The organism is Slackia sp., from assembly GCF_977041755.1.
In genome coordinates, this window is the sequence record NZ_CDRRGL010000002.1 from 37,954 (window position 1) to 61,937 (window position 23,984).

20 protein-coding genes, 1 pseudogene and 1 riboswitch are annotated in these 23,984 nt (G+C 54.7%); of the genes and pseudogenes, 17 read left to right on the forward strand and 4 right to left on the reverse strand.

Translation table 11 applies throughout. The features are described 5' to 3' along the window. Positions 1–292: 292 nt before the first annotated feature. The 3 genes from ACWI8T_RS00435 to ACWI8T_RS00445 are packed head-to-tail and all read left to right on the forward strand — an operon-like array spanning position 293 to position 1,859. A complete protein-coding gene (locus ACWI8T_RS00435) occupies positions 293–1,084 on the forward strand; it encodes a ParA family protein (RefSeq protein ID WP_294375747.1) in 792 nt (263 codons plus the stop codon). Continuing rightward, positions 1,085–1,480: a hypothetical protein gene (locus ACWI8T_RS00440; RefSeq protein ID WP_449137528.1), complete on the forward strand. Its 396-nt coding sequence runs from the start codon at positions 1,085–1,087 to the stop codon at positions 1,478–1,480. Beyond that, entirely contained in the window at positions 1,473–1,859 is a 387-nt protein-coding gene (locus ACWI8T_RS00445; RefSeq protein WP_449137529.1) for a hypothetical protein, read from the forward strand. The genes ACWI8T_RS00440 and ACWI8T_RS00445 overlap by 8 nt, the downstream gene beginning before the upstream one ends. A 116-nt stretch (positions 1,860–1,975) precedes the next feature. Here ACWI8T_RS00445 and ACWI8T_RS00450 read toward each other — a convergent pair whose 3' ends face one another. Next, the gene (locus ACWI8T_RS00450) at positions 1,976–3,862 is read right to left on the reverse strand and encodes a hypothetical protein (RefSeq protein ID WP_449137530.1); all 1,887 of its coding nucleotides are present in this window, start codon (positions 3,860–3,862) and stop codon (positions 1,976–1,978) included. A gap of 821 nt (positions 3,863–4,683) precedes the next feature. Beyond that, positions 4,684–5,607 (reverse strand): site-specific integrase, encoded by a 924-nt coding sequence (locus ACWI8T_RS00455; protein ID WP_449137531.1) that lies wholly within the window; start codon positions 5,605–5,607, stop codon positions 4,684–4,686. Positions 5,608–5,999: 392 nt separating this feature from the next. Between ACWI8T_RS00455 and ACWI8T_RS00460 the strand changes: the two genes are divergently transcribed. Beyond that, positions 6,000–7,343, forward strand: a complete 1,344-nt coding sequence (locus ACWI8T_RS00460; protein ID WP_449137532.1) for a Na+/H+ antiporter NhaC family protein — start codon at positions 6,000–6,002, stop codon at positions 7,341–7,343. Positions 7,344–7,587: 244 nt separating this feature from the next. Here the strand turns inward: ACWI8T_RS00460 and ACWI8T_RS00465 are convergent, their stop codons facing one another. Continuing rightward, positions 7,588–8,055, reverse strand: coding sequence for a hypothetical protein (locus ACWI8T_RS00465; protein ID WP_449137533.1), 468 nt, complete (start codon positions 8,053–8,055; stop codon positions 7,588–7,590). Between the two features lie 215 nt (positions 8,056–8,270). Continuing rightward, the gene (locus ACWI8T_RS00470; protein WP_449137534.1) at positions 8,271–8,885 is read right to left on the reverse strand and encodes a helix-turn-helix domain-containing protein; all 615 of its coding nucleotides are present in this window, start codon (positions 8,883–8,885) and stop codon (positions 8,271–8,273) included. Positions 8,886–9,945: 1,060 nt separating this feature from the next. On the opposite strand from ACWI8T_RS00470, the gene ACWI8T_RS00475 reads away from it, so the two are divergent. The 13 genes and pseudogenes from ACWI8T_RS00475 to ACWI8T_RS00535 all read left to right on the forward strand — a co-directional run. Next, the gene (locus tag ACWI8T_RS00475; RefSeq protein WP_449137535.1) at positions 9,946–11,685 is read left to right on the forward strand and encodes an FAD-dependent oxidoreductase; all 1,740 of its coding nucleotides are present in this window, start codon (positions 9,946–9,948) and stop codon (positions 11,683–11,685) included. 137 nt (positions 11,686–11,822) lie between these two features. Then, positions 11,823–12,077, forward strand: a pseudogene (locus ACWI8T_RS00480) (hypothetical protein); the annotation flags it as partial. Positions 12,078–12,168: 91 nt separating this feature from the next. Then, a complete protein-coding gene (locus tag ACWI8T_RS00485) occupies positions 12,169–13,014 on the forward strand; it encodes a formate/nitrite transporter family protein (protein ID WP_449137536.1) in 846 nt (281 codons plus the stop codon). A 239-nt stretch (positions 13,015–13,253) separates the two neighbouring features. Beyond that, positions 13,254–13,445: riboswitch (FMN riboswitch) on the forward strand. Between the two features lie 5 nt (positions 13,446–13,450). Continuing rightward, the gene (locus ACWI8T_RS00490; protein WP_114616372.1) at positions 13,451–14,047 is read left to right on the forward strand and encodes an ECF transporter S component; all 597 of its coding nucleotides are present in this window, start codon (positions 13,451–13,453) and stop codon (positions 14,045–14,047) included. Between the two features lie 66 nt (positions 14,048–14,113). After that, positions 14,114–15,931, forward strand: a complete 1,818-nt coding sequence (locus ACWI8T_RS00495) for an energy-coupling factor transporter ATPase (protein ID WP_449137537.1) — start codon at positions 14,114–14,116, stop codon at positions 15,929–15,931. Beyond that, on the forward strand, positions 15,928–16,728 hold the full coding sequence (locus ACWI8T_RS00500) for an energy-coupling factor transporter transmembrane component T family protein (protein WP_302854613.1): 801 nt from the start codon (positions 15,928–15,930) through the stop codon (positions 16,726–16,728). The genes ACWI8T_RS00495 and ACWI8T_RS00500 overlap by 4 nt, the downstream gene beginning before the upstream one ends. A 12-nt stretch (positions 16,729–16,740) precedes the next feature. Beyond that, a complete protein-coding gene (locus tag ACWI8T_RS00505; protein ID WP_449137538.1) occupies positions 16,741–17,172 on the forward strand; it encodes a pyridoxamine 5'-phosphate oxidase family protein in 432 nt (143 codons plus the stop codon). A 95-nt stretch (positions 17,173–17,267) separates the two neighbouring features. Continuing rightward, entirely contained in the window at positions 17,268–17,687 is a 420-nt protein-coding gene (locus ACWI8T_RS00510) for a pyridoxamine 5'-phosphate oxidase family protein (protein ID WP_449137539.1), read from the forward strand. A gap of 222 nt (positions 17,688–17,909) precedes the next feature. Next, positions 17,910–19,331: an alanine/glycine:cation symporter family protein gene (locus ACWI8T_RS00515; protein ID WP_302854619.1), complete on the forward strand. Its 1,422-nt coding sequence runs from the start codon at positions 17,910–17,912 to the stop codon at positions 19,329–19,331. Positions 19,332–19,469: 138 nt separating this feature from the next. Further along, complete coding sequence (locus tag ACWI8T_RS00520) at positions 19,470–19,844, forward strand: helix-turn-helix transcriptional regulator (protein WP_449137540.1); 375 nt, start codon at positions 19,470–19,472, stop codon at positions 19,842–19,844. Between the two features lie 249 nt (positions 19,845–20,093). After that, positions 20,094–20,687: a hypothetical protein gene (locus ACWI8T_RS00525; RefSeq protein WP_449137541.1), complete on the forward strand. Its 594-nt coding sequence runs from the start codon at positions 20,094–20,096 to the stop codon at positions 20,685–20,687. Positions 20,688–20,791: 104 nt separating this feature from the next. Beyond that, positions 20,792–22,540 carry a carbon starvation CstA family protein gene (locus ACWI8T_RS00530; RefSeq protein ID WP_449137542.1) on the forward strand — a complete coding sequence of 583 codons (1,749 nt, stop codon included), beginning with the start codon at positions 20,792–20,794 and terminating at the stop codon, positions 22,538–22,540. 187 nt (positions 22,541–22,727) lie between these two features. Beyond that, a partial coding sequence (locus ACWI8T_RS00535) for an FAD-dependent oxidoreductase (RefSeq protein ID WP_449137543.1) occupies positions 22,728–23,984 on the forward strand: 1,257 nt, incomplete at its 3' end.

Here is a 23,984-nt window from a genome sequence, read left to right on the forward strand (position 1 = left end):
GATAGCGTGCTACCCTGCTATTTGCTTAGTTGGTTATTTCGCTATTCTGTTAGCTTAATATCTTATTAGTTGGTTAGGTCACTATTTAGTTACTTCATTATTTTATTAGCTCCGTATTTTCCTATTTTGTTATTTAATTAGCCGAATAGCCCACTAGTGAACTATCGGACTAGTCTGCTATCTCGATACTTAGATATTTTGTTAGTGAAATAGGGAGGTATCTGAATATCGTGCTAAAATGATATTCAGATAGATTGATACGAATTAAGTAATTCCAGGTAGAAGGTACAGAATGGGTAAAACATACTCCGTGGCAAACCGAAAAGGTGGCTGCTCAAAAACAACGACAGTAGGCGCACTTGCATCTGGCCTGAATGAACTTGGATGCAAAGTTCTTGTTGTAGACATGGACCCCCAAGGAAATATTTCCGATTGGGCCGGTTTTAACACCGATGGCCAAAACACTACTTACGAAGTTATCACGAATCGCTGCGAAGCTTCTGAGGCAATCTACGAGACGAAGCATTACGATTTGATGCCTGCAGATAACGACTTGTTTGCATCAGAAACTGAGCTCGCTAACGCAATTGATCGTTATGAGCATATGCGCGATGCTTTGAAATCGGTTAAAGATGAGTACGACTTCATCCTTATCGATACGCCGCCAAACCTCTCAACATTGTCAATCAATGCATTCGTAGCATCCGATGGCGGCATCATCGTCACGACCGATACGGGTGCTTTTTCAACAAAAGGCATGAACGATCTTGCAGAAACCCTTGCCATGGTCAGCAAAAAATTGAACCCTGAAGCAAAGGTAATTGGCATCCTGCTTACGCGTTTCAACCCTCGCTTCAATGCAATGAAAGTCATGCGCGAAGTTACAGAGAAATTCAGCGCATACTTCGAAGCGCCCGTTTATGACACCTTCATTCGACAGTCAGTAGCCGTTATGGAATGCCAAATGGAATCGGTTGACCTCTTTGACGCACCGAAGCAATCGGCGGCCATTGCCGACTATCGTGCATTTGTCGCTGAATTCCTTCATAACGAAAGCGCCAAAGAGCAAGAGAGCGAGAAGTAAATGAGCAGGACCGGAACCGACCCCAACAAGATTCTGATGGGAGATCTTAAACCCGAGCTGGCCGCTAAGGCCGACATGCTCTCGAGCAAATTTGCGCCAAAGCCCAGAAGAGCAGTGGAGCCAGAGGAACCAGCCGTCCAAGCGCCTGCAAAGCAGGCTAAAGAGGCATCGGTTCCCGTTGCCAAGAAAAGGGTCAAACAGGCAAAGGAGGTTGAAGCGGCTCCTGTTGAAGAAGAGCTCACCCAAATGAACATCCGTATTCCTGTAAGCCTTAAGCGCGACATTGATAGGATCGTCTTCGAAAAGAAGTATGCAGGCGAAGACGTGAACATCAAAAGCCTTGTGAGCCAATGGATTCAGGAAAGCGTCAAGAAGGAACTGCGTAAGAATGGCTAGACGCCTTCCGGTACGCGTCCCACTCTATGGAGACGCGTACCAGTTTGTCCCCGCACGAACAACAATTCTCAACCCGGCTCTTAAAGGGGAAGCAACGCAGCTCTATCTTCTATGGGCCACGATAGGGGAGGGGAGCAATAAAGGAGTGCTTTCCGATATAACGAATGACGAGAATATTCCTCTTTTTGCGTGGTTGACCGACGACGAGCGCTTTCTTACAAGCGCCTACCAACAAGACTATGAATTCATCGAATGCGTGAAGGAAATTGTAACATTCGGCAACTTTCCCTCTGGGTCACTAATTGAGCTTGCAATAGCAAAACCCCAGGTCACAAATGATGGACCTGGTATGGTTGCCCGTTTTTCCATAACTGTTTAATAGCTAAATAGATTACTATTCTGCTATCTACCTATTTTATTAGCTAGATAGCAGAATATTTTTATACATCGATAGCGAGCTAGTCATATAAAGAGCGAAGCGTCCCTGGCAATAAACTATATAGAATGATTGCCTGATCGCGTATCATCGACATTCGCCAAATCACACGCAGCAACCCAGTACTTCAAAACGGTAGGGTATGAGATGCCCGTAACCTTGGAGACGAAATTCTTCGAAGCGCCAGGGTTTTCAACCAGCACACTCGCGATTGCCGCCGTTTTCTCGTCTCGAGACTTTTGGGAATACGCGGGGCGAGCGACCTCTTCAAGATGAGCAACACGCGTACGACCGTTGCGCTTCTCCGGCTCGCCAAAAGGATCGAAGCCGAGAGTGCGAACCTCGGAGTTCCTCGTCTGCCAGTTATCCTTCTTGTAGCCCATCAAAGCGTTATCGATATCTCGACGGGTGAGGGGAGTGCCCATTTTTGCCCATGGAGTATTCAGCAAATCCAGATAATCGCGCTGCAATTCTTTACGTGTTTTAACAGGCTGAACCATCATATACGCAACTCCGGCGAGCATATAAAGCGACAAATATCGCCTGCCCAGAGGCACTTTTGGCAGATTCTCGTAAATCGTTTGATACACGCCGCCCGTTTCACCTGCAATCAAGGGGTGGGGGCGAGTCTTCCAGCGAGAACGAACGGGACGCCTATTCCCAGATTCCTGCTTTTGTCCACGACGACGCACGCCCTTTTGAATGAGAATGCTCGCCCCAGGAGCATTCAACGAGGTGGCGGTATCGAACTCGGCCTGAGTTAAATTCCCTTTCTCGTATAAATCGCGAATAAACACGAGCTGATCTTCGCTTGCAGGCTTTTTCTCAAAGGCCTTTTGGCGAGCCTCAATCTCGTCCGCAATGTCTTCAAACGACTTCCACCGCACGTCATCCTCGCAAAGAACCAGCTCAGAAGCGTATGGCAAACGATCGAAAGAAGCCAAAACGCGAGAAAGCGAAAGCGGATTCACCGTTGAGTGCTTGAAAACGCGGTCGGCGGGACAAAAGCAGCGAACAACTTCACCGCGTTTCGTAAGCGATCCCGGAGCGCGAAAACCGTGATTGAGCGAAGTGCAATGCGTATCGAGCACGCAAGGAAGGTCGAAACAAATGAGGCCGTAATACGCATAGAGAGCATCGGCCAAGGCTTTGTATTTCATGCGCCGCGGATTATGAATCCGAAACGTTTGCAAGGGCTCATCGAAAATGTACCAGAGATGAATCCCTCGACCAGTAAGGCAGACGTATGACGGCAAAAGCCTGCCATCAATGCGCTCGAAAATTTTCTCCAAAACAACGGGGTCCATAGGACCATCTTCATCCTCGACGCCATCATGCGACGGATCGATATCAACGCAAATCGCATTTAAGGTGCGCTGTTGGGCGCGCTGGGTATTAAGGGGCATGCGGTATGCGCCGTTTCGAGTCTGAAAACGCCCGGTGAAAATGAGCGCAGGCTCATTACGAATTGAAGAAAGGAGGAACTCGATATCAGCAAGGGAGTCGCATGCGTAAAGTTTATACGTCTGCTCACGATCGTCATGAAGATGCAGATAGCTAACGAGCACTTCGTTATACGCATGTTTCTCAGGGTCGCCCAGTCCGAACAAATCGAAGTAAAACTGCAAAGCGGTCGGCGGAACGGTCATTACCGGAGCAAGCGGCCGAATCGAAAAAGAACCAATGCTGGAATCGAAATGCACAGTACCCGATGAGACCAAAGCAGGTTCAACGTAAATCAAAGCCTCATAGCCCTGAAGAAGCTCATCGCGCGTAAGGTCGACGGAAAGTTCGATAAAGCCATTCGATTCAAGGCAGTCAGTAAGCGCCGTAGCAGATGCATTGTAACGACGAAACTCCGCTTCAGCACGAAGACTTTCAGCGATAGCCTCATCGAGATTAAACGTGGAAAGAGGGGAGGGCTGAGCCAAAACGAGCAACTCCAAACATCGATCTTCCAAACCCATAAGGGTGACACTAAGAACGGTAAGATTTTATAACGCGAAAGCCTAAAAGTCCATTGCAGGTAAGCCAACGCTTCAAGGCTGGATATGGACAACAAGCGAAATAACGGCAAGTTCCACATCGAATTCAAGGCGTTTTAAGGGTCTTAGGTACCAAAAGCAAGTATTGGGCTCTACCCGCATAAATTCCGACGTTAGAAGCCGCTAGAACGTCCCTCAAGGGGTCGAAAGGCAGTTCAATCAATACCGCATTCCTGGAGTTGACCGAGGATCTGAAGGAAGAAATCTTCAACGGCGCGAAAGGCATCCCACCCTGCCAAGAGAGGTCGATCGGATGACGGTCGGCCCGGTCCCATGACAATATCGTCGTAATTTGCTGCTAGGTTATAAAATCTAATAAGTAAAGATATCGCGCTCTATACAAAGTAAACTATCTCATATCCCCTGCTCGTATCGATTGTTTTGAAAGTAGCGGTCTAGAACTAAAAAACACGAGCGAAAATATGTAGAAGAACACTGAAACCAGCAGCAGAAGAGGCAGTAAGCACTCTCGGAACCAATAAATACAGCAGGCTCGGAACCCCAAAGAGAGGAAATGATCGGCCAGGGTCACGCCATTGGAAGCCTGAGTATAAAAAACGCCTCCCGTCTCGAAGAAAAATGAGATGGGAGGCGGCAGGAAAAATAGGGCTGGTATCAAATGAAAGCCTTATTAACAGGCCTAGATGCCTATCGCTTATATCAGTACTAAGAAACCGTAGCGAGAAGGACGAAATGAAATGGTGCCCCTTTCTTCAAAGCGCCTAGTCTAAAAGGCGCGAGATATTATTCTCGGCGGCATTCTTGATGCGATCGATGTTGTGGGCATAAATCATCGTTGTGCTGATATCGGCATGACGGGCCATTTGTTGGGCCTCACGCTCGCTCGCGCCGCCAAGCAGAGAAAACGTAATAGCGGTGTGGCGCAAAGAATGCGCGGTATAGCGAGGGTCATCAATTCCTATTTTCCGCATTGCTTCTTTAACAATGCGAGATACAGAGCGCGTTGTAAGCCGCTCTCCAGAATTCCGACGAGCAACCGAGGTAAAGAGGGGAGAGCCACCACGTGAATCGTCGCGCATTTCAAGATAATCGCGAATAGGCGCCAAAGCGCTTTCGGTAAGCACAACGTAATTGTCCTTACCGGGTCGGCCCTTACCTTGAATATAGAGCACATCAACGCCCGATACCGTTTGGATATCGCCGCAATCGGCACGAACCACTTCAATATCGCGCAATCCAGTACGAAGCATAAGATTCAGCAGCGCAAAATCTCGCATGCCTGCTTCCGTCTCACGATCGATGGATGAAAGCAATCTTCGAGCTTGATCGACCGAGAGGGAAGCTTTCTTGAAATCCCGCGACGCCCTTTCGCCTCGAACGCCACGAGCGATATTGGGTATTCCATTTTCTTCCGCATAAGAGAAGAACGATCTTACGGCACCAAGATAATTAGAAACGGTCGTTGGTTTCAAGCTTTTATCAACAGCAAGGTATTCGCGAAACGAAACAATGTCGCGCTTCGTAAGGGTATCGAAATCAAGGGAGGTGTCACTGACGAAAGCGCAGAACGATTTAAATGCCCGTTTATACGTATTCTTGGTCGAAGATGAAAGGTCGAAAGAATCGAGCCATTGCGCAACAACCTCTTCATCAAGCGGAGCGAAAGAAGAGACCGAATTACCCACAACACACCGCCTGTCGAATCGATAACGTTTTGTTGCAACCACCAAAGCATCGAATAGCGCTTATAAAAACGAGCCAGGGCGAATGGTGGCTGGAAACCGTAAATACATAAAGCATGTCCCATGATAGGGCACTGCCTCAAAGCCAACTATCAGAAAGAGCCATTCCTTTTGGCATCGAGCAATGTGCGGGCCGTGTTTGCAGAACGGGAGCCTACAACAATCAATTGACCTGCGGAGGAGCAACTGCGCTCAAAACCTGGCATAAAAGCTCGCACAACACGATATCGAAGCCAAACATCCAATTTGATGAGCAATAACCGTCGTTGTCACCTGGAACGTTCGCATTCCTCGCTACAATAGAAAGGCTATGCAAACAGAGAGGAATAATCAAAATGGAAAAAGGTAACCTTCGGGCGCTCGCTCCGATCGGGGTATTCCTTGTGCTTTACCTGGGCCTGGGAATTCTCTTCGAGTACGTCCTGAAGATTGAGATGGGCTTTTACAGCATTCCCATCGTCGTAATCTTCCTTGTGGCGCTTCTGGTGGCATGTTTCCAGAATCGCAAACTCAGCTTCGATGACAAGCTGGCCATCATGGGCCGCGGCATTGGCGATAAGACGATCGTCACCATGATTCTCATCTTCATGGCGGCCGGCATATTCGTAGGCACCGTAGGCCGCAACAGCGCCGAAAGCGTCGCATACCTCATGCTCTCATTCATTCCGCCTGAGTTTGCGGTGGCCGTCCTGTTCGTCGTGAGCTGCTTCGTTTCGCTCGCCATGGGAACCTCGGTGGGAACTATCACGCTCATTACGCCCATTTCTGTTGCCGTGTCCGCAGCCTCCGGTTTCGACCTGCCGCTCTGCGTAGCGTCGGTCATGGGTGGCGCGATGTTCGGCGACAACCTGTCCTTCATCTCGGACACGACAATCGCGGCGTGCCAGGGTCAAGGATGCGCAATGAAGGACAAGTTCCGCGAGAACTTTAAGATTGCGCTGCCTGCCGCGCTGGCGTCGCTCGCGATTATTTTGGTGCTGTCGTTCAACGCGAACATCACAGGCGCGGTGATTCATGAATACGAGCTTATCGAGCTCATCCCGTACTTGATTGTTTTGGCGGGCGGCATTATTGGCATCAACGTCTTCATTGTTTTGCTTCTGGGCATTCTTTCCGGCGCCATTATCATGGTTGCAACGGGAGCCACCGCCGCAACCGATTTGCTTACGAGCATGGGCACTGGCGCCGCAGGTATGTTCGAGACCACGATGGTCGCCATTCTGGTCTCCGCCATCTGCGCGCTCATTCGCGAATATGGTGGCTTCGTATGGCTGCTCAACGCCATCAAGAACACGTTCAAGAACCGCAAAGGCGGCCAACTCGGCATGGGCATCTTAGTTGGATGCATGGATATCGCAACCGCGAACAACACCGTGGCAATTGTTATGGCGAATCCCATCGCGGCGGACATGGCAAAAACCTACAACATCTCGCGTCGCAAGACCGCATCTATCCTCGATACGTTCTCGTGCGTTTTCCAGGGCATCATCCCCTATGGCGCCCAAATGCTCATTGCCATTGCAACGACCGCAAGCGCAGGCTATGCAATAACGGCATTCCAGATTATTCCGTGCTTGTTCTACCCCTTCATGCTGCTCATCAGCTCGTTGGTCTTCATCTTCCTGATTTCCGACCATCGCGAATACGACGGAGACGACGCGGAAGCTATCGAGGCGTAAAAAGCTTTAAGCCCGCAGCAAGGCCCCGGCATACGTCGGGGCCTTTTATGTTAGACGAAAAAGCTTGGAACCTGTTAAATGCTACGAACATTAAGCAGGTTTACAGGCAAAAGAAACCCCCGCTTCCGAAGCCAATCATGAGCACAGGAAGCAGGGGAGGACTAACGAGGAGAATCCTTGTGACGAGCTCGCTTATCGCGACCTGCTAAATACTACGAGCATTTAGCAGGTTTTGGATCGAATGCTACTCGCGAGAGAAGGAGCGGAAAAGCGCGGTGCAAGGAACGGGCAGGTTGCCACGGCGAGCGAAACGACCCAGGAAGCTCATGCCCGAAAGCGCCAAGGCAATGCCGAGGCCGGTGTAAAAGAAGGCAATGAACCAATTCGGAACCAGGCCGAAAGCACGAAGACTCATGCCGCCCGTCATCATGATGACCATCATGATATAGCCGGAGGCATCGAAGAAGCGCCAGAAGGCGATTTTATCCTCAACGTAGCCGGCGATGCGGTTCGCGTGCTTTCCGACCATCTTCGAGAAAATCTTGATATGAAACACGGTGAACACAGCGATTGCGCCGATGATGAGCAGCCACCACACGCCCTGGCTCATTTGGCCGAACGAAAGAATGCCGAGTCGAGCGATATTCACGCCTGCCGCGAGCCAAACGATACCGGCGATGAAGAGCAGCGCGGTTTTCGAAACTTTCAGCATAGGAGCTTCCTTCCAGATGCAAGGCCGACGCCTTGAGACCTCTCTTTATGGGTTCCTATTGTGCTGGAGTTTGGCATGAACATCAAAGGGGTCATGTTCAGTTCTGGCAAATGTGGTGAAACGATGTTTGCAGAGCGTACGAAAACCATGCAACCAATCGTTCAATCAAAGAAAGCCTCAACTCCACGCGCTCTATGAAAAACTACCTGAACAGGCTATTCGTCGCGTTCGATAAGACAGAGAAGCTCTTCTCGCGAACCAATCCCCATTTTCTGATAGATGTTGCGCGTATGTGTATAAACCGTGCTCTCAGAAATAATGAGCGTTTTGGCGATGAAGCTTGCCGCATGGCCACGTGCTAAAAAGCCGAGAATTTCGCTCTCCCGCGGCGAGAGAGCGAATTCTTCCGACAAGCTTTCACAGCGCGCGGCAATAGATGTCGGCTCAACCGAATCGACCGTATCTTCTTCAGAATCCGAGCAGGAGGACGTATTGCGCCAAAACCCCACGATAGAATAGGCAACAAGGAATACGCAATAAATCGCGACCACGACAACAGGCATGAAAACCACCTGGCTCTCAGGCAGGTGCAAGTGCCCACCGAACGCGATTCCGGCCATAGTTGACAGAGAGAAACACCCCATGACCACCGAAAGGACCAATGTGGGAGAGAACTCGCGAGCGCTCGAACCCGCAATCGCGAAGGCGACGGCAAACAGGGCCGCAACGCCGAAGAAATAATACATGCCAATCGACAAAAGAGCACACACAACGCAGCCCGCCAACGGTTCGAATACTGCGAATGCGGCCAGAATCATAACAGCAAGCAATGGCAGCAACATTTGGTGGAAAAAAGTTTGCAAAGGGTGATGGAATCGCCGCGCAAAGAGGCATAAAGGAGCCAGCGTTACAGCAGCAAGCAACATTCCCACAACATCGGCGCTTGTGTTCTCCGTAATATTCGGACGCGAGACGCCCATAAAAAACGCGAACATGGATAGGCCGATGAGAGCAGGAGCCATAACCGATGCAAATCGGATCACGATTTCAAGAAACGATTCGCATGATTCTGCAGGGAACGAAATATCGCATGAACATTTGCTGGGTTCAGTAAAATACAAAACCGCTATCGTCCCTAAGAGCAAGATATACAGCACCGCAAGGGGAATGGCAGAGAGATACGTCGAGAACCAATTCAATAGGGCAGAAGAGCCCGCAGCGATGGACACCGTTACAAGAGCGCTCTCGAGAGGGCAGGGCGAAAGAGCGCGCGCGAGAACGATAGAGCATGGCACGAACAGCACGCCTGAAATCGCTCCCAGCAATCGTGCGACAACCATCGAAGACGGCAAAAAGCCCAACATTATCAAGTAGAAAAGCGCTGTAACTAAAGGGTACGCGACAACGACGCATGCTGGTGCATGCGAAGCAAACGTCCCTTTCAGCACACTATGGGGCAAAATCGAGAGAACAAGGGAAACAACAGCAACAGCGATCATAAAGGGCCATACAAATGCCCCCGTAAGATCGCTATCGGCAAGAGCCGAAAAAAGCGGCACGATATTCGGCGAGTAAATAGGCATCGTTGCGAAAAAAGCAACAAGCCCCGATAGGCGCAGCGACGCGCGTACGCTTTGTGAATTCATATGATCCCCTCCCGCAATTATTGTATCGAAGCGCCAATATGAGTAAATACCTAATTCCCATGATGGCCTACCACCTGGGATTATGACAAATTACCCAACTCCCACGATTCCTCGATGCCTCAAGCGTGGCCAATACTGGTTCCAGCGTGAAACAGGGAACACGCGCTCGCTGGGGCACGCCCACATACCAATGGGAACCACAGCGATAGGTTTCAAGGAAGGAATAAGGGAGATAGGGGAGATTATGAATACCGATTTTTCGCGCCGTAATTTCTTGAAGGGCATGGGGCTCGTAGGAGCAACGGCCGCAGCAGGAGCCGCATTGGCAGGATGCGCGCCCGCATCGAACACCAAAACGAAAACCAACGATTCGGCTGCACCATCCGCAAGCGAAGCCACCTGGCGCACCGCTCCTGCGGAAATCACCGATTTCGCCCAAACCATCGACTGCGACGTGGTCGTATGCGGCCATGGCTTTGCGGGCATTACCGCGTGCCGAGAGCTTGCTGAAGAAGGCAAAAAGGTCGTGCTTGTCGAGAAGCAGCCCGAAGACTCATTTGCCCCTGTGGGTAACGAATTCGCCGCATTGAATGCCCAAGTTCTGCAGGAGCGCGGCGTGCCCCACATCGATCCTGTTGAATTCTTCCAAAACTGGATGACGATTACAGGCAATTCGGTGAACCAAGAACTCGTCATGAAGTTCGCCCAGCACTCGGAAGAAAACTCGAATTGGTATCTCTCGGCTTTGACCGACGAAGACAAGGCGGCCATGTCCACTTCGTTTTTCCCGCAAACGGAGCATCAGATGGATCACATGGGCGTCATCAAATTCTGGCCGAGTGTCTGCAGCTTCTACAGCCCCGATTGCAATCAGACGAAGATTCATGGTTACAACCGCGATTTAGCCAAAGAGCACGGCGCAGAATTCTACTTCGCGACCGAGGCGCAGTATGTCGTCATGGAAAACGGTAAGGTTGCCGGCCTTGTTGCGACGAATTCCGACGGCAACATCAAGTTTAACTGCAAAGCCGTGGTTATCGCGTGCGGCGGCTTCGGCGGCAATCCTGAAATGATGAAAGACCTCATCTATGACGTTCAGGGCAATCTCGTTGGAGACGAAGAGCTCAAGTCAATGTCGGCGAATGACGGCCGTGGCGTACAAATGGCATACTGGGCCGGTGCCCACCTCGAGACCACGCCGATCCCCGGCATGAACTTCCGCGGCCTCTCGGTGCCCGGCAAGATGAACTGCCTGCCCCAGGCTATGTGGATCGACGAACACGGCAAGCGTTTCTGCAATGAGTATTACGCGACCGCCGAGCAGCGCGGACTGTCTACCGTATTCCGCAGCCGCAAGGCAAAATGGGCCGTGGTCGACGACAACTTCACCGAATACCGCCAGTACACGATTCCGCAGCACGCAGGCTTTACCGCAAGTGAGCAAAATATCGCCGATCTTCGAGCATCGCTCGATAAAGCATACGGCAAATTCAAGGGCACCTATACCGAAGAAGAAAAGAAAGACAACGGCCCTCAGGGCGGACCCATGGTTTCCGTTGAGTATATCGCAGATGACACCCTTGAAGGCCTTGCCAGCCAAATGGGCCTGGAAGGGGAGGACGCCAAGGCATTCCTCGAGCAGGTCGAGCAATACAATGCATACTGCGAAGCGGGCGCCGACCAGCAATTCGGACGCGACGCATCGGTTTTGTTCCCTGTGAACAAGGCACCGTATTATGCCTGCAAATTTGAACCTGAGCTCGGCGAAACGATGGTCACCTGCGGCGGCATTATCACCGACGGAGACCAGAATGCGCTCGACAAAAATTTTGAACCGATTCCGGGCCTCTACGTTTCCGGCAACGACTGCGGCCGTCGCTTCGGCGCTGAATATATCACACCGATTCCGGGCTGCAGCCTCGGCATGGCGATTACCCTTGGTCGCGAATGCGGCAAGGCGGTCGGGAAATTCCTGGAAGCCTAACGCACTCCAACTACGCGGCTTGAGCATACCTCCCTCCCCATAGAGCTCAAGCATATATAAGTAAGGCTCGCAGGCCAAAGCGCCAGCGAGCCTTACTTGCTTTCAATGCAGAAAAAAACGACCTTACCAGAAGCGATTTGCGGAGTTTCAGTCGCGCATCTCGAATTCGTGTTCTCGATGCTTCTGAATGGCAGGCGAAAGACCAGGTGACCGTCACGGTCGAGGCCGACGTCGCCACAAACATGCTTTTTACCACCCACTCACTCCCAATTTCTTTTCTGCTCAAGGAGCTCAAAAGCTGTTGTGGTAGTGTCGTGTTCCTCGGCATCCAACTGGCGCAGCTCGAGTTTATGAGCCCGCTGACACCTGCGGTGCACGAGGCGGTTGAGAAAATTTACGGAATGCTGAAAGCGGGAAGCAATTTCACCCGCGAGGGCTTCGTAAAAAATGGGGTATGGTACCCCAAAATGGATGGAGGTTGGTATGGAAGCGAAAGACTCCGTCACGCTCGATGGGAAATGCGTCGCAGCAATGAAGCCCGATGCGCTTTCACCTGCGGAAACCGAGGCCAAAACCGAAGGCATCGGCGTAACGAAAGCGGGAATGGCCACGGGCAAATGCTTCGTATCGGCGATGCTCGCGGGCGCGTTCATCGCGTTCGGCGGCATGTATTTCTGCGTATTCTTAGGCGACCCAACAATTCCGTTCGCGGCGCAACGCATGGTTGGCGGCATTTGCTTCTGCCTCGGCCTCGTGCTTGTGCTGTGCTGCGGCGCTGAGCTGTTCACGGGCAACTCGCTTATGTGCTGCGCGAAGGCATCGGGCAAAATCGACTGGGCCGGCATGCTGAAGAACTGGGTCATTGTGTGGTTCGGCAACCTCGCCGGCGCGCTCGTCGCCGTTGCTCTGATCTACTTCGCTCAGGTCTACGCCATGAACGGTGGCGCCGTTGGCCAAGCGATGGTCAGTGTTGCAGCCGGCAAGGTTTCGCCCGATTGGTTCACGCTGTTCGCGAAGGGCATTATGTGCAACATCTTAGTGTGTCTGGCGGTATGGATTGGCTTTGCGGCACGCACGGTGACCGACAAGGTTATCGGCATCATCCTCCCGATTTCCGCCTTCGTCGCCTGCGGCTTCGAGCACTGCGTTGCCAACATGTTCTTCCTGCCCACCGGCCTTTTGCTCAACTCCATGGGCATTGGCGCCGAAGGCGCAATTACGATGGGCGGCATTCTGTTCAACCTGAGCGCTGCCACGCTCGGCAATATTGTCGGCGGCGTGCTTGTCGGCATGGCCTACTGGTACATTTACGCGAAGCGCGCAAAGTAAATTGACGTTTCGAGCCTAGAACGCCGGCGTGAATGCGTCGGCGTTCTTCTTTTCGCACGAGAGCCTTCGCCGCCGTTTGCGAGCAAAATGGCGTCGCGGGAAGGCCGCCCGCATTTCGCGTTCAATCAGCCCGCCGGAAAACAACACGGCGAGCCTATGGAATTCGACACGATCCATTGTCATTTGCTTTCGTTAAATAAAGTGGTTCACAAGGCAAGGCAGCAGTGCTAACATTCATGTCGCTGTTTCAGGGCGGGGTGAAATTCCCCACTGGCGGTGAACCGGCTGCGGGCAAAGGGCACGCAGGCGTTCGGCATCTGGGCCGTTCGCGAACCGGCAGTCCGCGACCCTTCCAGTGCTGGCGCGTTGGCAAGGCTGATTTGGTGAGAGTCCAAGACCAACGGTTAAAGTCCGGATGGAAGAGGCAGGTGATCTTATGTCCGAACAGTCTACGCATATCCAATTCAAGAACACGAATAAGTGGGACACGAAGCAACTCGTGACCATGGCGCTTATGTGCGCTATTGCCACGCTTTTCATGTTCGTGCAAATTCCGCTGCTTCCGGCAGCACCGTTTCTGACGTATGACCCGTCGTTCGTTCCCGCAATGGTCGTCGGCTTCGCATACGGCGCCGGCCCCGGCGCGGCAGTTGGTGCACTCGCAATCGTGATTCACGCGCTCATCACCGGCGACTGGGTTGGCGCGCTCATGAACCTCGTTGCGGCGCTGCTGTTCATTTTGCCCGCTGCTATTCTGTACAAGAAGATGCACACCTACAAAGGCGCGATTATCGGCTTGATTCTGGGCGTCGTGCTCGCAACGCTCGGCTCCATCGTGGCCAACCTCACCATTGGCGTGTGGTTCTGGTACGGTTCCGCCGACGTGATTTTGCCGCTCATGATTCCCGCGGTTATTCCGTTCAACCTTTTGAAGACTATTTTGAACTCCGTGCTCACGCTCGTTGTGTATAAGGCCGTCTCGAACCTTATCACCCCGAAGAAGAAGCAAGTTAAGGGCCGCGTTTCCGAATAACGCGCCTCCTCCCCAAGCTGGCCGTTGCATGTGCAGCGGCCAGACGTGTTTATGAAGGACCCGATTATGATCGATTGCTCCAACGTTCGATTCACCTACGATGGCGAGCGCTTCGTGCTGCGAGGCATCGATTTGCATATCGCCGACGGCGAATTCGTCTGTATCCTGGGCGGCAACGGCTCCGGCAAATCGACGCTCGCGAAGCACATGAATGCCTTGCTCGTGCCCGACGAGGGCTGCGTGCGCGTTGCGGGCCACGATACGCAAGACGAAGAATACGTCTACGACATTCGCTCCACCGCAGGCATGGTGTTCCAGAACCCCGACGACCAGCTCGTCGCATCGCTCGTGGAAGACGACGTGGCATTCGGTCCTGAAAACCTCGGCGTCGAAAGCGCACACATCGCCGAGCGCGTAAAGCAAGCGCTTAAAGAAGTGGGCCTCGTTGGCTTCGAGCGTCACGAAACCCACGCGCTTTCAGGCGGCCAGAAGCAGCGCGTCGCCATTGCCGGCGTGCTCGCCATGGAGCCGCGCGCGCTCATTTTGGACGAAGCCTCTTCGATGCTCGACCCCCGCGGCCGCAAAGGCCTCATGCGCGTATGCCGCGAGCTCAACGACCGAGGCATGACCATTATCATGATCACCCATTACATGGAAGAAGCCGCGGCGGCCGATCGCGTTGTGGTCATGAATGAAGGTCGCATCGCGTGCGAAGGCACGCCCGAAGAGGTGCTCACGCAGGCCGACGAGCTGGCGGCGCTCAACCTGGACGTGCCGTATTCCTGCCAGCTGGGCTTGGCGCTCCAAAAGGCGGGCATGCACGTTGTGCCGCACGTGAATGAAACGCAGATGGTCGCAGAAATCGCCGCGAAGCTCTCTGAAGTGGGCAAACTTGGCGAAGCGGGCCATGCGAAAGATATCGACCCCGCCTTCCATGCGACTGCTCCCGCGCCTTCGGAAGACGCGTTGCTGCGCTTCGAGGACGTTTTCTTCACCTATACGAAATCGAAGAAAGAACGCAAGCGCAAGAAGCTCGGTTCGAAACCCGAAGAACGCGCGGCCTGGGGCAATGACCCCAATGAAGTGTGGGCTCTCAAAGATATCTCGTTCGAGCTGCGCCGCGGCGAATTCTTGGGCATCGCAGGTCACACGGGATCGGGCAAATCGACCCTTCTTCAGCATATGAATGGCCTGCTTCAGCCAAGCCGCGGGCGCGTGCTCGTGGGCGGCGAGGACCTGGCCGACAAAAAAGCCGCCGCGGCGGCGAAAGCGCGCATCGGCATCGTATTTCAATACCCCGAGCGCCAGCTGTTCGCTACCACCGTGTTCGACGATGTCGCGTTTGGCCCGCGCAACCTTGGCCTTTCGGGCGATGAGGTTGAAGCGCGCGTTCGCGAGTCGCTTTCCCGCGTGGGCCTTTCCATCGACAGCCTGCGCGACATGAGCCCTTTTGAGCTTTCGGGTGGCCAGCAGCGCCGCGTCGCTTTCGCCGGCGTGCTCGCCATGAACCCCGAGGCGCTCGTGCTCGACGAGCCCGTGGCGGGCCTCGACCCTGTGGCGCGCCGCGAATTCTTGGAGCTCATTGCCCAGCTGCACAAACAGGGCACGACGATCGTCATGGTGTCGCACAGCATGGACGACTTGGCCGCGATGTGCGACCGCGTGGTCGTGCTCAAGGAAGGCGAAATCGTGCGCCAGGGCACGCCAGCGCACGTGTTCATGCACGCCGCCAAGCTCAACGAGATCGGCCTGGGCCTTCCCGCACCGCAGCGCATGGCCTATGCGCTCATCGATGCGGGCGCGCCGCTGAGCGCCGATGAGCTCTATTCAATCGACTCGCTCGCTGCCGAAATCGCCTCCATCGCGGAAGGCGGTGCGCGATGAACGAAGTGTTCTCTTTCGGAAGTTATTACCCCGGGGATAGCCCCTTGCACAAATGCGACGCGCGCACGAAGCTCACGCTTGGATTCGTGTTCTTGATCGTTGCGCTTATGGCACAGGGGTTTGCTGGCCTGGGCGTGATCGCGGTGTTCGTGGCATTCCTCTATGTGGTATCGCGCATCCCATTCGGCAAGGCCATGCGCTCGCTCGCGCCGCTCATGGCAATCGCGCTTATTTGCGCGCTGCTGAACCTCTTCGTCGACCAAAGCGGCGAAACGCTGTTCAAGTGGGGCATCATCGAAATCAGCACCGGCAGCGTGCATTCGTGCCTGTTCGTCGGCTGCCGTATCATTTTAATGATGATGGGCATGAGCCTCATCACCATGACGACCACGACGCTCGACCTTACTGCGGCCGTTGAGCAAATGCTGCATCCCTTCGCCCGCTTCGGCGTGCCCGCGCACGAGCTGGGCATGATCATGGGCATTGCCCTGCGTTTCATGCCGCAATTCGCAACCGAGCTCGCCAACGTCTACCACGCGCAAATCAGCCGAGGCGCTGCGCTCGACGGCAGCCCCGTGAAGGGCCTGCGCATGCTTTCAAGCGTGACGATTCCGCTGTTCGCGAGCGTCTTCCGCCATGCAGAAACGCTGTCGGCCGCCATGGATGCGCGCTGCTACCACGGCGAGGAGGGCCGCACGAGGCTCCACCCGCTGCGCTATTCGAAATTCGACGCATTTGCCATTGCCGCGTTCGCCGTGCTCGTGTGCGGCGTTGTCGCCGTGAACGTGCTGCTCTAGAAAGGAAAGGCCATGTCTGAAAACGAAATGCCCGCCGAAGGGCTCGAAAAGGTTCTGCAATATATGACCTCGGTGCCCGCCTGGTATTTGGCGACGAGCGTCGACGGCCAGCCCCACGTGCGTCCATTCTCGTTCGCCCAAATCCAAGATGGCAAGCTGTGGTTCGTAACCGCCACCACGAAAGACGTGTGGCAGGAGCTTCTGCAAAACCAGCTCTTCGAAGCTACCTCATGGTGGCCGGGGCATGGCTGGCTCATTTTGCGCGGCAAGGCGGGGTTGGTCGACGAGGCGTCGCCCGAAATGCGCGAAGCTGGATGGCAACACCTCGAAGGCCTTGGCGAGCACTACGACGGACCAAACGATGAGACGCTCGTATTCTTCAGCGCCGATGAGCTCCAAGCATGGATTTGCGACCACGAAGAGTGGGTGCCTGTGGAACTGTAAGCTTCCGCACCCCGCACGGCACGGCTTCGCCGTAAGAGGCGATACACAGAGCCCGCACGACACAGCGTGTAGACAAATATATATAAGGAGTACGCATGGACGAAATCGTACAGTATCTCACGGGCATTCCCGCATGGTATTTGGCCACCATCGACGCGGCCGACCCCACGCAGCCTCGCGTGCGCCCGTTCTCGTTCGCCGCGCAGGCCGACGGCAAGCTGTGGTTTTCCACGTCACGCGACAAAGACGTTTGGCGCGAGCTTGAGGCGAATGCCAAGTTCGAGCTTTCCGGGTGGAAACCCGGCGAGTGCTGGATTGTTGTGGAAGGCGAAGCCGAGCTCGCCGACGACGAGATATGCCCCGACGAAGTTCGTCAAGCGGGCTTCGAGCACATGGTAGGCATCGGCGAGCACCACGATTCGCCCAACGACGGCCGTCTTGCGTTTTTCAGCGTGAAGAACGGCACGTGCCGCGTTTGCGACATCGACGGCAGCGAGCGAAAGTTTCAGTTCTAAGCCACACGCCAACCCGATGTTTTGCTCGATCGCAGCCCGCTCGCCCGCCTCACACGAGTCTACAACCTCACGTGAACCAATCGCTTCCGCCAATTGCTCGCAGGGGCGATTGGTTCGTTCCGCGAGCAACCACTTCACCGCTGCATCATTTTTCTTTCGATTTGGTGTCGTTCATCTTTGTAAAGCCCAGATTAAATTGCGCGAGTGGTATCATATGGCCTCATGGATACAATAATTAATGCTCTCACTCAAATCGATGCTGTTGTATGGGGCCCGGCGATGATTTGCCTGCTCTTAGGCTCGCATATCTTCCTGACCATTCGTACAGGGTTTATCCAGCGCAAGCTGCCGACAGCCATCAAAATGTCCCTCGCTAAAGACGAAGACGCCGAAGGCGACGTAAGCCAATTTGGCGCGCTTGTCACGGCTCTCGCCGGCACCATCGGCACGGGATCCATCGTCGGCGTTGCGACCGCCATTATCGCCGGCGGCCCGGGTGCCGTCTTCTGGATGTGGCTCACCGGCGTATTCGGCATCGCCACCAAATACTGCGAGGTATTCGCGTCGGTCAAATACCGCGTGAAAGACCACAAGGGCGAAATGCTCGGTGGCGCGATGTACGCATGGGAGCGTGCGTTCAAGCGCTCCGACGGCAGCGTGCCCTGGTGGGCCAAGCTTGGAGCGGTTGCGTTTGCCGCCTTCGCCGTTATCGCCACCATCGGCACGGGCTCCGCAGTGCAGTCGGCTGCCATTACCGGCATCATCGAGTCGAGCTTTCCGGGCGTTCCCGATTGGGCTATCGCGCTCGTGATTGCCATCGCCGTGGCGCTCGTTATTTTTGGCGGCGTGAAATCCATCTCGAGCGTTGCCGAGAAGCTCGTGCCGTTCATGGCCGTAGCATATTTCGGCGGCTGCATGGTTATTCTCGCTATCAACTGGCAATACGTCGGCCCCGCGCTCGCGATGATTTTCGAATGCGCGTTCACGTCGAAGGCCGCATTCGGCGGTGCAGTGGGTTCGGGCATCATGGTTGCCTTGCAGTTCGGCTGCGCGCGCGGCTTGTTCTCGAACGAATCGGGCTTGGGCTCGGCTCCTATCGTTGCGGCTGCTGCTGCAACGAAGAACCCCGCACGCCAGGCGCTCGTCGCCATGACGGGCACGTTCTGGTCGACCGTCGTGATTTGTGCCGTTACGGGCATCGTGCTCGTTGCCGTTGGCATTGCCAATCCCGGCCTCATCGAAAATGGCGGCATTAAGGAAGGCGCCGCGCTCGCTTCGGCGGCGTTCGCAACCATTCCTTACATTGGCACCCCAATTCTGGTGCTCGGCATGGTGAGCTTCGCGTACTCCACCATTTTGGGCTGGAGCTACTACGGAAACCGCTGCGTGACCTATCTATTCGGCGCGAAAGCCCAGCTTCCTTACCAGGTGTTCTACGTTATCATCGGCTTTTTGGGCGCTGTGGGTATCGGCGACGCCGTCTGGCTCGTTTCCGACATTGGCAATGCGCTTATGGCCATTCCAAACATCATCATGGTGCTCGCGCTTTCCGGCCTTATCGCACGCGAGACTCAGCACTATATCTACGATGGCAATCTTGATGAAGTGTGCGAAGACGAAATTCCCATGATTGAATCGAAGTAGTTCGTCAGAGCGCTCTGACGAACAGTAGCAATAAGATAGATGCATGTATGGCGGCCATCGTGCCGCCATTTTTAGCATATGCGCCTGTTTGAATATCATTTCAGGCATCGAATGCGTCGAGACGGAGCATGCGGCAAAATGGATGCATCGAAAGAAATTCGACAGAGTCAAATGAGCGTGAGCAAAGAAGAGCGGAGTGCAGACTTAAACGCAGGCACAAGTAGCGAAACCGACGGTGAATCCAGCCTCAATGACTCCCTAGATTCTAAAGCGCCTAACAGTTCCACAGAACCCAGCACGCCGTTTGGAGACGACCCCATCAAGTCGATCGACGAGTGCTGCGAACAAGTAGGGGAGCAACATGGCCTTACACCTCGCGAGCGCGAGATTTTTGTCATGCTTGCCAAAGGGCGCAACGGACGCTTCATCATGGAGCATTATGTTATCTCACGCAACACGGTAAAAAGCCATATCAAGCATATCTATTCCAAGCTCGACGTGCATTCGCAGTAGGAGCTTATCGACATGGTGGAAAGCGAGCTCGAATAACCTTGGAGCCTCCAGTGGCTCAGGCGCCGTTCGCGTACGCTTTAATGCCATTCGACCTGATTTATCGCCCGGGCTTATAAATTCACCGCCGCTTGCCGCGCGAGCGTGCCGCTTACCGCCGCTTTAGTCCACTAAAGCGGCTTTCTGTAACCCGCACGCAACACGTTCGTTACAATTTCGCCAGCCATTGAGAGGCGAGGAGAAACATACCGCATGTACGACAAGCACACGGAAGAGCAGGAGCAGGCGGCCCACAGGCCGAAGCCCGGAAACGAGATTACCGCCAAAAGCGAACTCGTCCTTGAACGTTTGCTCGCCGCGCATGGGGCATGGTTCGATGTGTCGCGAGACGTTAGCGTTGCTGGCCGTGCTTTCCGTGCGCTCGCGCAGTTCCATTCCTTCGGCGAGCAATACGTACTCGTGAAGCGCGTGAAGCTGTGGGAGGCCGAAGAGCACGAGTACATGTTGTTCGACGTGCGCGACCGCATCGACGTCGAGGCGGCGCGTTCCTACGTCGAGTTCATGAAGAACGAGGCGCTCGAACTCGTGAAGCCCGAACCAAACCATATGTCCTCGTTTAGAACGCTAGTCGTAATCGCCAATTCGGCGAGCGATGAAGCATGCACCCTGTTCCGCAAAACGAGCCACCGCAAGAATTTCATGTGGGGGATTCGCGGATGGAGCGACGTGCGACTCGCGCTCATCGATTTGTCGAAGCCACAAGGCTCTCGCGTCGTGTGCAACGGCGCTGCCAAGCGCATTCGCAAATCGCTTGAGGCGAATGCCACCGACACGCTTCGCGACTAGCCGTTTCAAGCTCTCTATGGCGCAGGCCGCTCGTCAGGTTGCCACGACGCTGCGGCTACCCTGGGCGTTATCGCCCAACGTTGCTATATATAGAGGAGTTTTACATGAATGCCATGCTGGTTCTGCTCATCGGCGCGGCTGTCCTCGTCGTGGGTTATATCTTCTACGGCGGTTGGCTTGCCAAGCAATGGGGCGTTAACGCCGACCGCGTAACGCCTGCCCACGAGTTCGAAGACGGCGTCGACTACGTTCCCGCCAAGCCTTACGTCGTTTTAGGCCACCATTTCTCGTCCATCGCGGGCGCAGGCCCCATTAACGGCCCCATTCAGGCAGCCGTGTTCGGCTGGGTTCCGGTGCTTTTGTGGGTGCTCATCGGCGGTATTTTCTTCGGCGCTATGCATGACTTCGGCGCCCTGTTCGCATCGCTGCGCCATAAAGGCCAAACGCTCGCGAGCGTTATTCAGGAAAACATCGACGACACCGCGAAAAAACTGTTCTGCATCTTCGCGTACCTCACGCTGATTTTGGTCGTCGCCGCCTTCGCGTCCATCGTTGCCGGCACGTTCGCCGTAGTTCCCAACGCCGATGGCGTTGTGGAAATGACGGGCACGAACCTCGCGAACAGCCGCACCGCCATGATTTCCGTTCTGTTCATCGTCGCCGCCGTCATTTGGGGCGTAGCACTTCGCGGCCGCTCCATTCCCGGCCCCGTGAACATCGCTCTGGCGATCGTTGTCATCGTCGCCGTGGTTGCCATCGGCTACAACTTCCCGGTTTTTGAGCTCAACAACTTCACCTGGATGTGGATCGTAGGCGCCTACATTCTGGTCGCCTCAATCGCCCCGGTGTGGATTCTGCTGCAGCCGCGTGACTACCTTTCGAGCTACCTGCTCTACGGCATGATCGCGCTCGCCCTGGTGGGCATCATTGGCGCGGGCGTTACCGGCGCTGCCACCAATCTGGACATTCCGGCGTTTACCGGTTTCACCGCCGTGAAGGGCGACAGCAAAGTCGCGACCACGGGCTTCTTGTTCCCCGCGCTGTTCATTACCATCGCATGTGGCGCGATTTCGGGCTTTCATAGCCTGGTGGCTTCGGGCACGACGTCCAAGCAGCTCGACCATGAAAGCGAAGCACAGCCCATCGCCTATGGCGGCATGCTGCTCGAGTGCCTGGTCGCCATTATTTCGCTGTGCGCCGTGGCGTTCGTGTACGACGGCTATATGGACGGCACCTACGCGTCGCCCACGCAGGTTTTCGCAGGCGGCCTCTCTCAGATGCTCGGCTGCATCCCCGGCCTTTCCGGCGCTGAGGATATTGCATACTCGCTGCTCATTCTGGCCGTTTCGGTGTTCTGCCTGACTTCGCTTGACACCGCGACCCGCCTTGGCCGTTACATGTTCCAGGAGCTCTTCATTCCCGCAGGCAAGACCCGCGAAGAGCTTTCCGGCTGGCGCAAGTTCTTCTCGAACCCCGTTGTGGCAACGCTCATCACCGTGACGCTCGGCGTTGCGCTCGGCCTCACCGGCTACCAGCTCGTGTGGCCGCTGTTCGGCGCCGCCAACCAGCTGCTCGCCGCGCTTGGCCTGCTGGCCGTGTGCGCATGGCTCGGCAATGCCGGCCGCAACAACAAGATGTTCTATGTTCCCATGGTGTTCATGCTCATCGTGACGCTGACTTCGCTCGTGCTTACCATGCAGGCGAAGTTCCTGGCCATCGCCGGCGGCGCACTCACGCTGGCCAACGGCCTGCAGCTTGTGCTCGCGGTACTGCTCGCCGTGCTCGCGGTGGTACTTGCTATTAAGGGCGCCCGCGTGATTTTCGGCAACAAAAAGAAGGAAATCGCCGAGTAAGGCAAATACATTCAACGCAGTCTTACGGCTGCCTCAAGGGTCCGCTTTAGCGGGCCCTTTTTCATTGCTTTCCACCGCACCCAATCCTTTCTTTTCCGTACTCATTCTTTTCGTGCGACACGCATCATGCCTGATTAGACACAATTTAAAACAAGCGGCATAAGCCGCGTGAGCAAGGAGGGAAATTATGGGTACATCAATCGTAAACGAGTCGGGCGTATCTCGCCGTTCGTTTCTCACGGCTGCAGGCATCGGGGCGGCAGGAATCATAGGAGCAAGCATGCTTCCTGGATGTTCCAACGAAAAAGGAGCGAGCGCTGAGGGCGACGCATGGGACCTCGAGACTGACATTGTCGTTGTGGGCTCCGGCGCGGCAGGCGTTGCCGCTGCAGTAACCGCGATTGAAGAAGGGGCTGAGGTCGTTATGGTCGAGAAGGCCGACCTCATCGGTGGAGCGACAAGTGCGACCGTTCAGTATTGCGCCCCAACGTCTTCGCTGGCAATTCCGCAGAATTTCGATGACGTGACCGATAGCGCCGAGCTCATGTTCGAAAACGCCATGGAAGTTTCCGAAGGAACCGCCGACCCCTCCCTGGTCAAAATCTGGTGTGACGGCGCGGCTGACGCGATCGACTGGATGATTGACCATGGGTGCGAATTCAAAGAAACGCTGAAGATTTGCGAAGGTCGACACGGACAGGGTAAATACATCGCAAAAACCGCTGGCGAGCTTACAACGAAGCTCATCCCTATCATTCAAGAAAAAGCAACATTGCTCAACAATTGCCCGCTTGAAAGCCTTGTTGCGAATGAAGAAGGCCGCATCATCGGAGCCATCTGTCTCGATGGCGGCAAGGAAAAGCGCATTCGTGCGCGCAAGGCCGTCATCATCTGCTCTGGCCCCTGGACCAATGACGAGGTAATGATTCCTCGCCACATGAACGAACTGCCGGAAACGCCCGCTGCGGCTGGAGAGACTTTCGCTTCACTGGGCATGCCCTACGGTCCGTTTACCGGCGAAGCGATTCGTGCGGCCCAAAAGGCCGGCGCGGCTGTTCGCCATATGGAGTACTGCGTGTCCGAACCGTGCTATTCGACTTCGGACCTCATGTCGCAGGGTGTCGCTGTTGCAGGTATCACCCGTGTCGTTGGGCAGGTCATGGTAGGCTCCAACGGCAAGCGCTTTACCGACGAAGGCAAGACCCGTGGCGCCATCGCCCGCGACGTGCTCAAACTTGAAGACAACGTGTTCTATCCCGTGCTCGACGGCCATTTCGTTCCAACACAGGTAAATCCAAAAGAAGAGGTTCTTCAGAAGTGGATCGATGGAGGCTTCGTGGTAACCGCAGATACCCTCGAAGAAGTTGCATCTAAAGCCGAATCGAGTTTCGGAATCCCCGCAGACACGCTTATCGCAAGCATCCAAACCTACAATGAGGGTTGC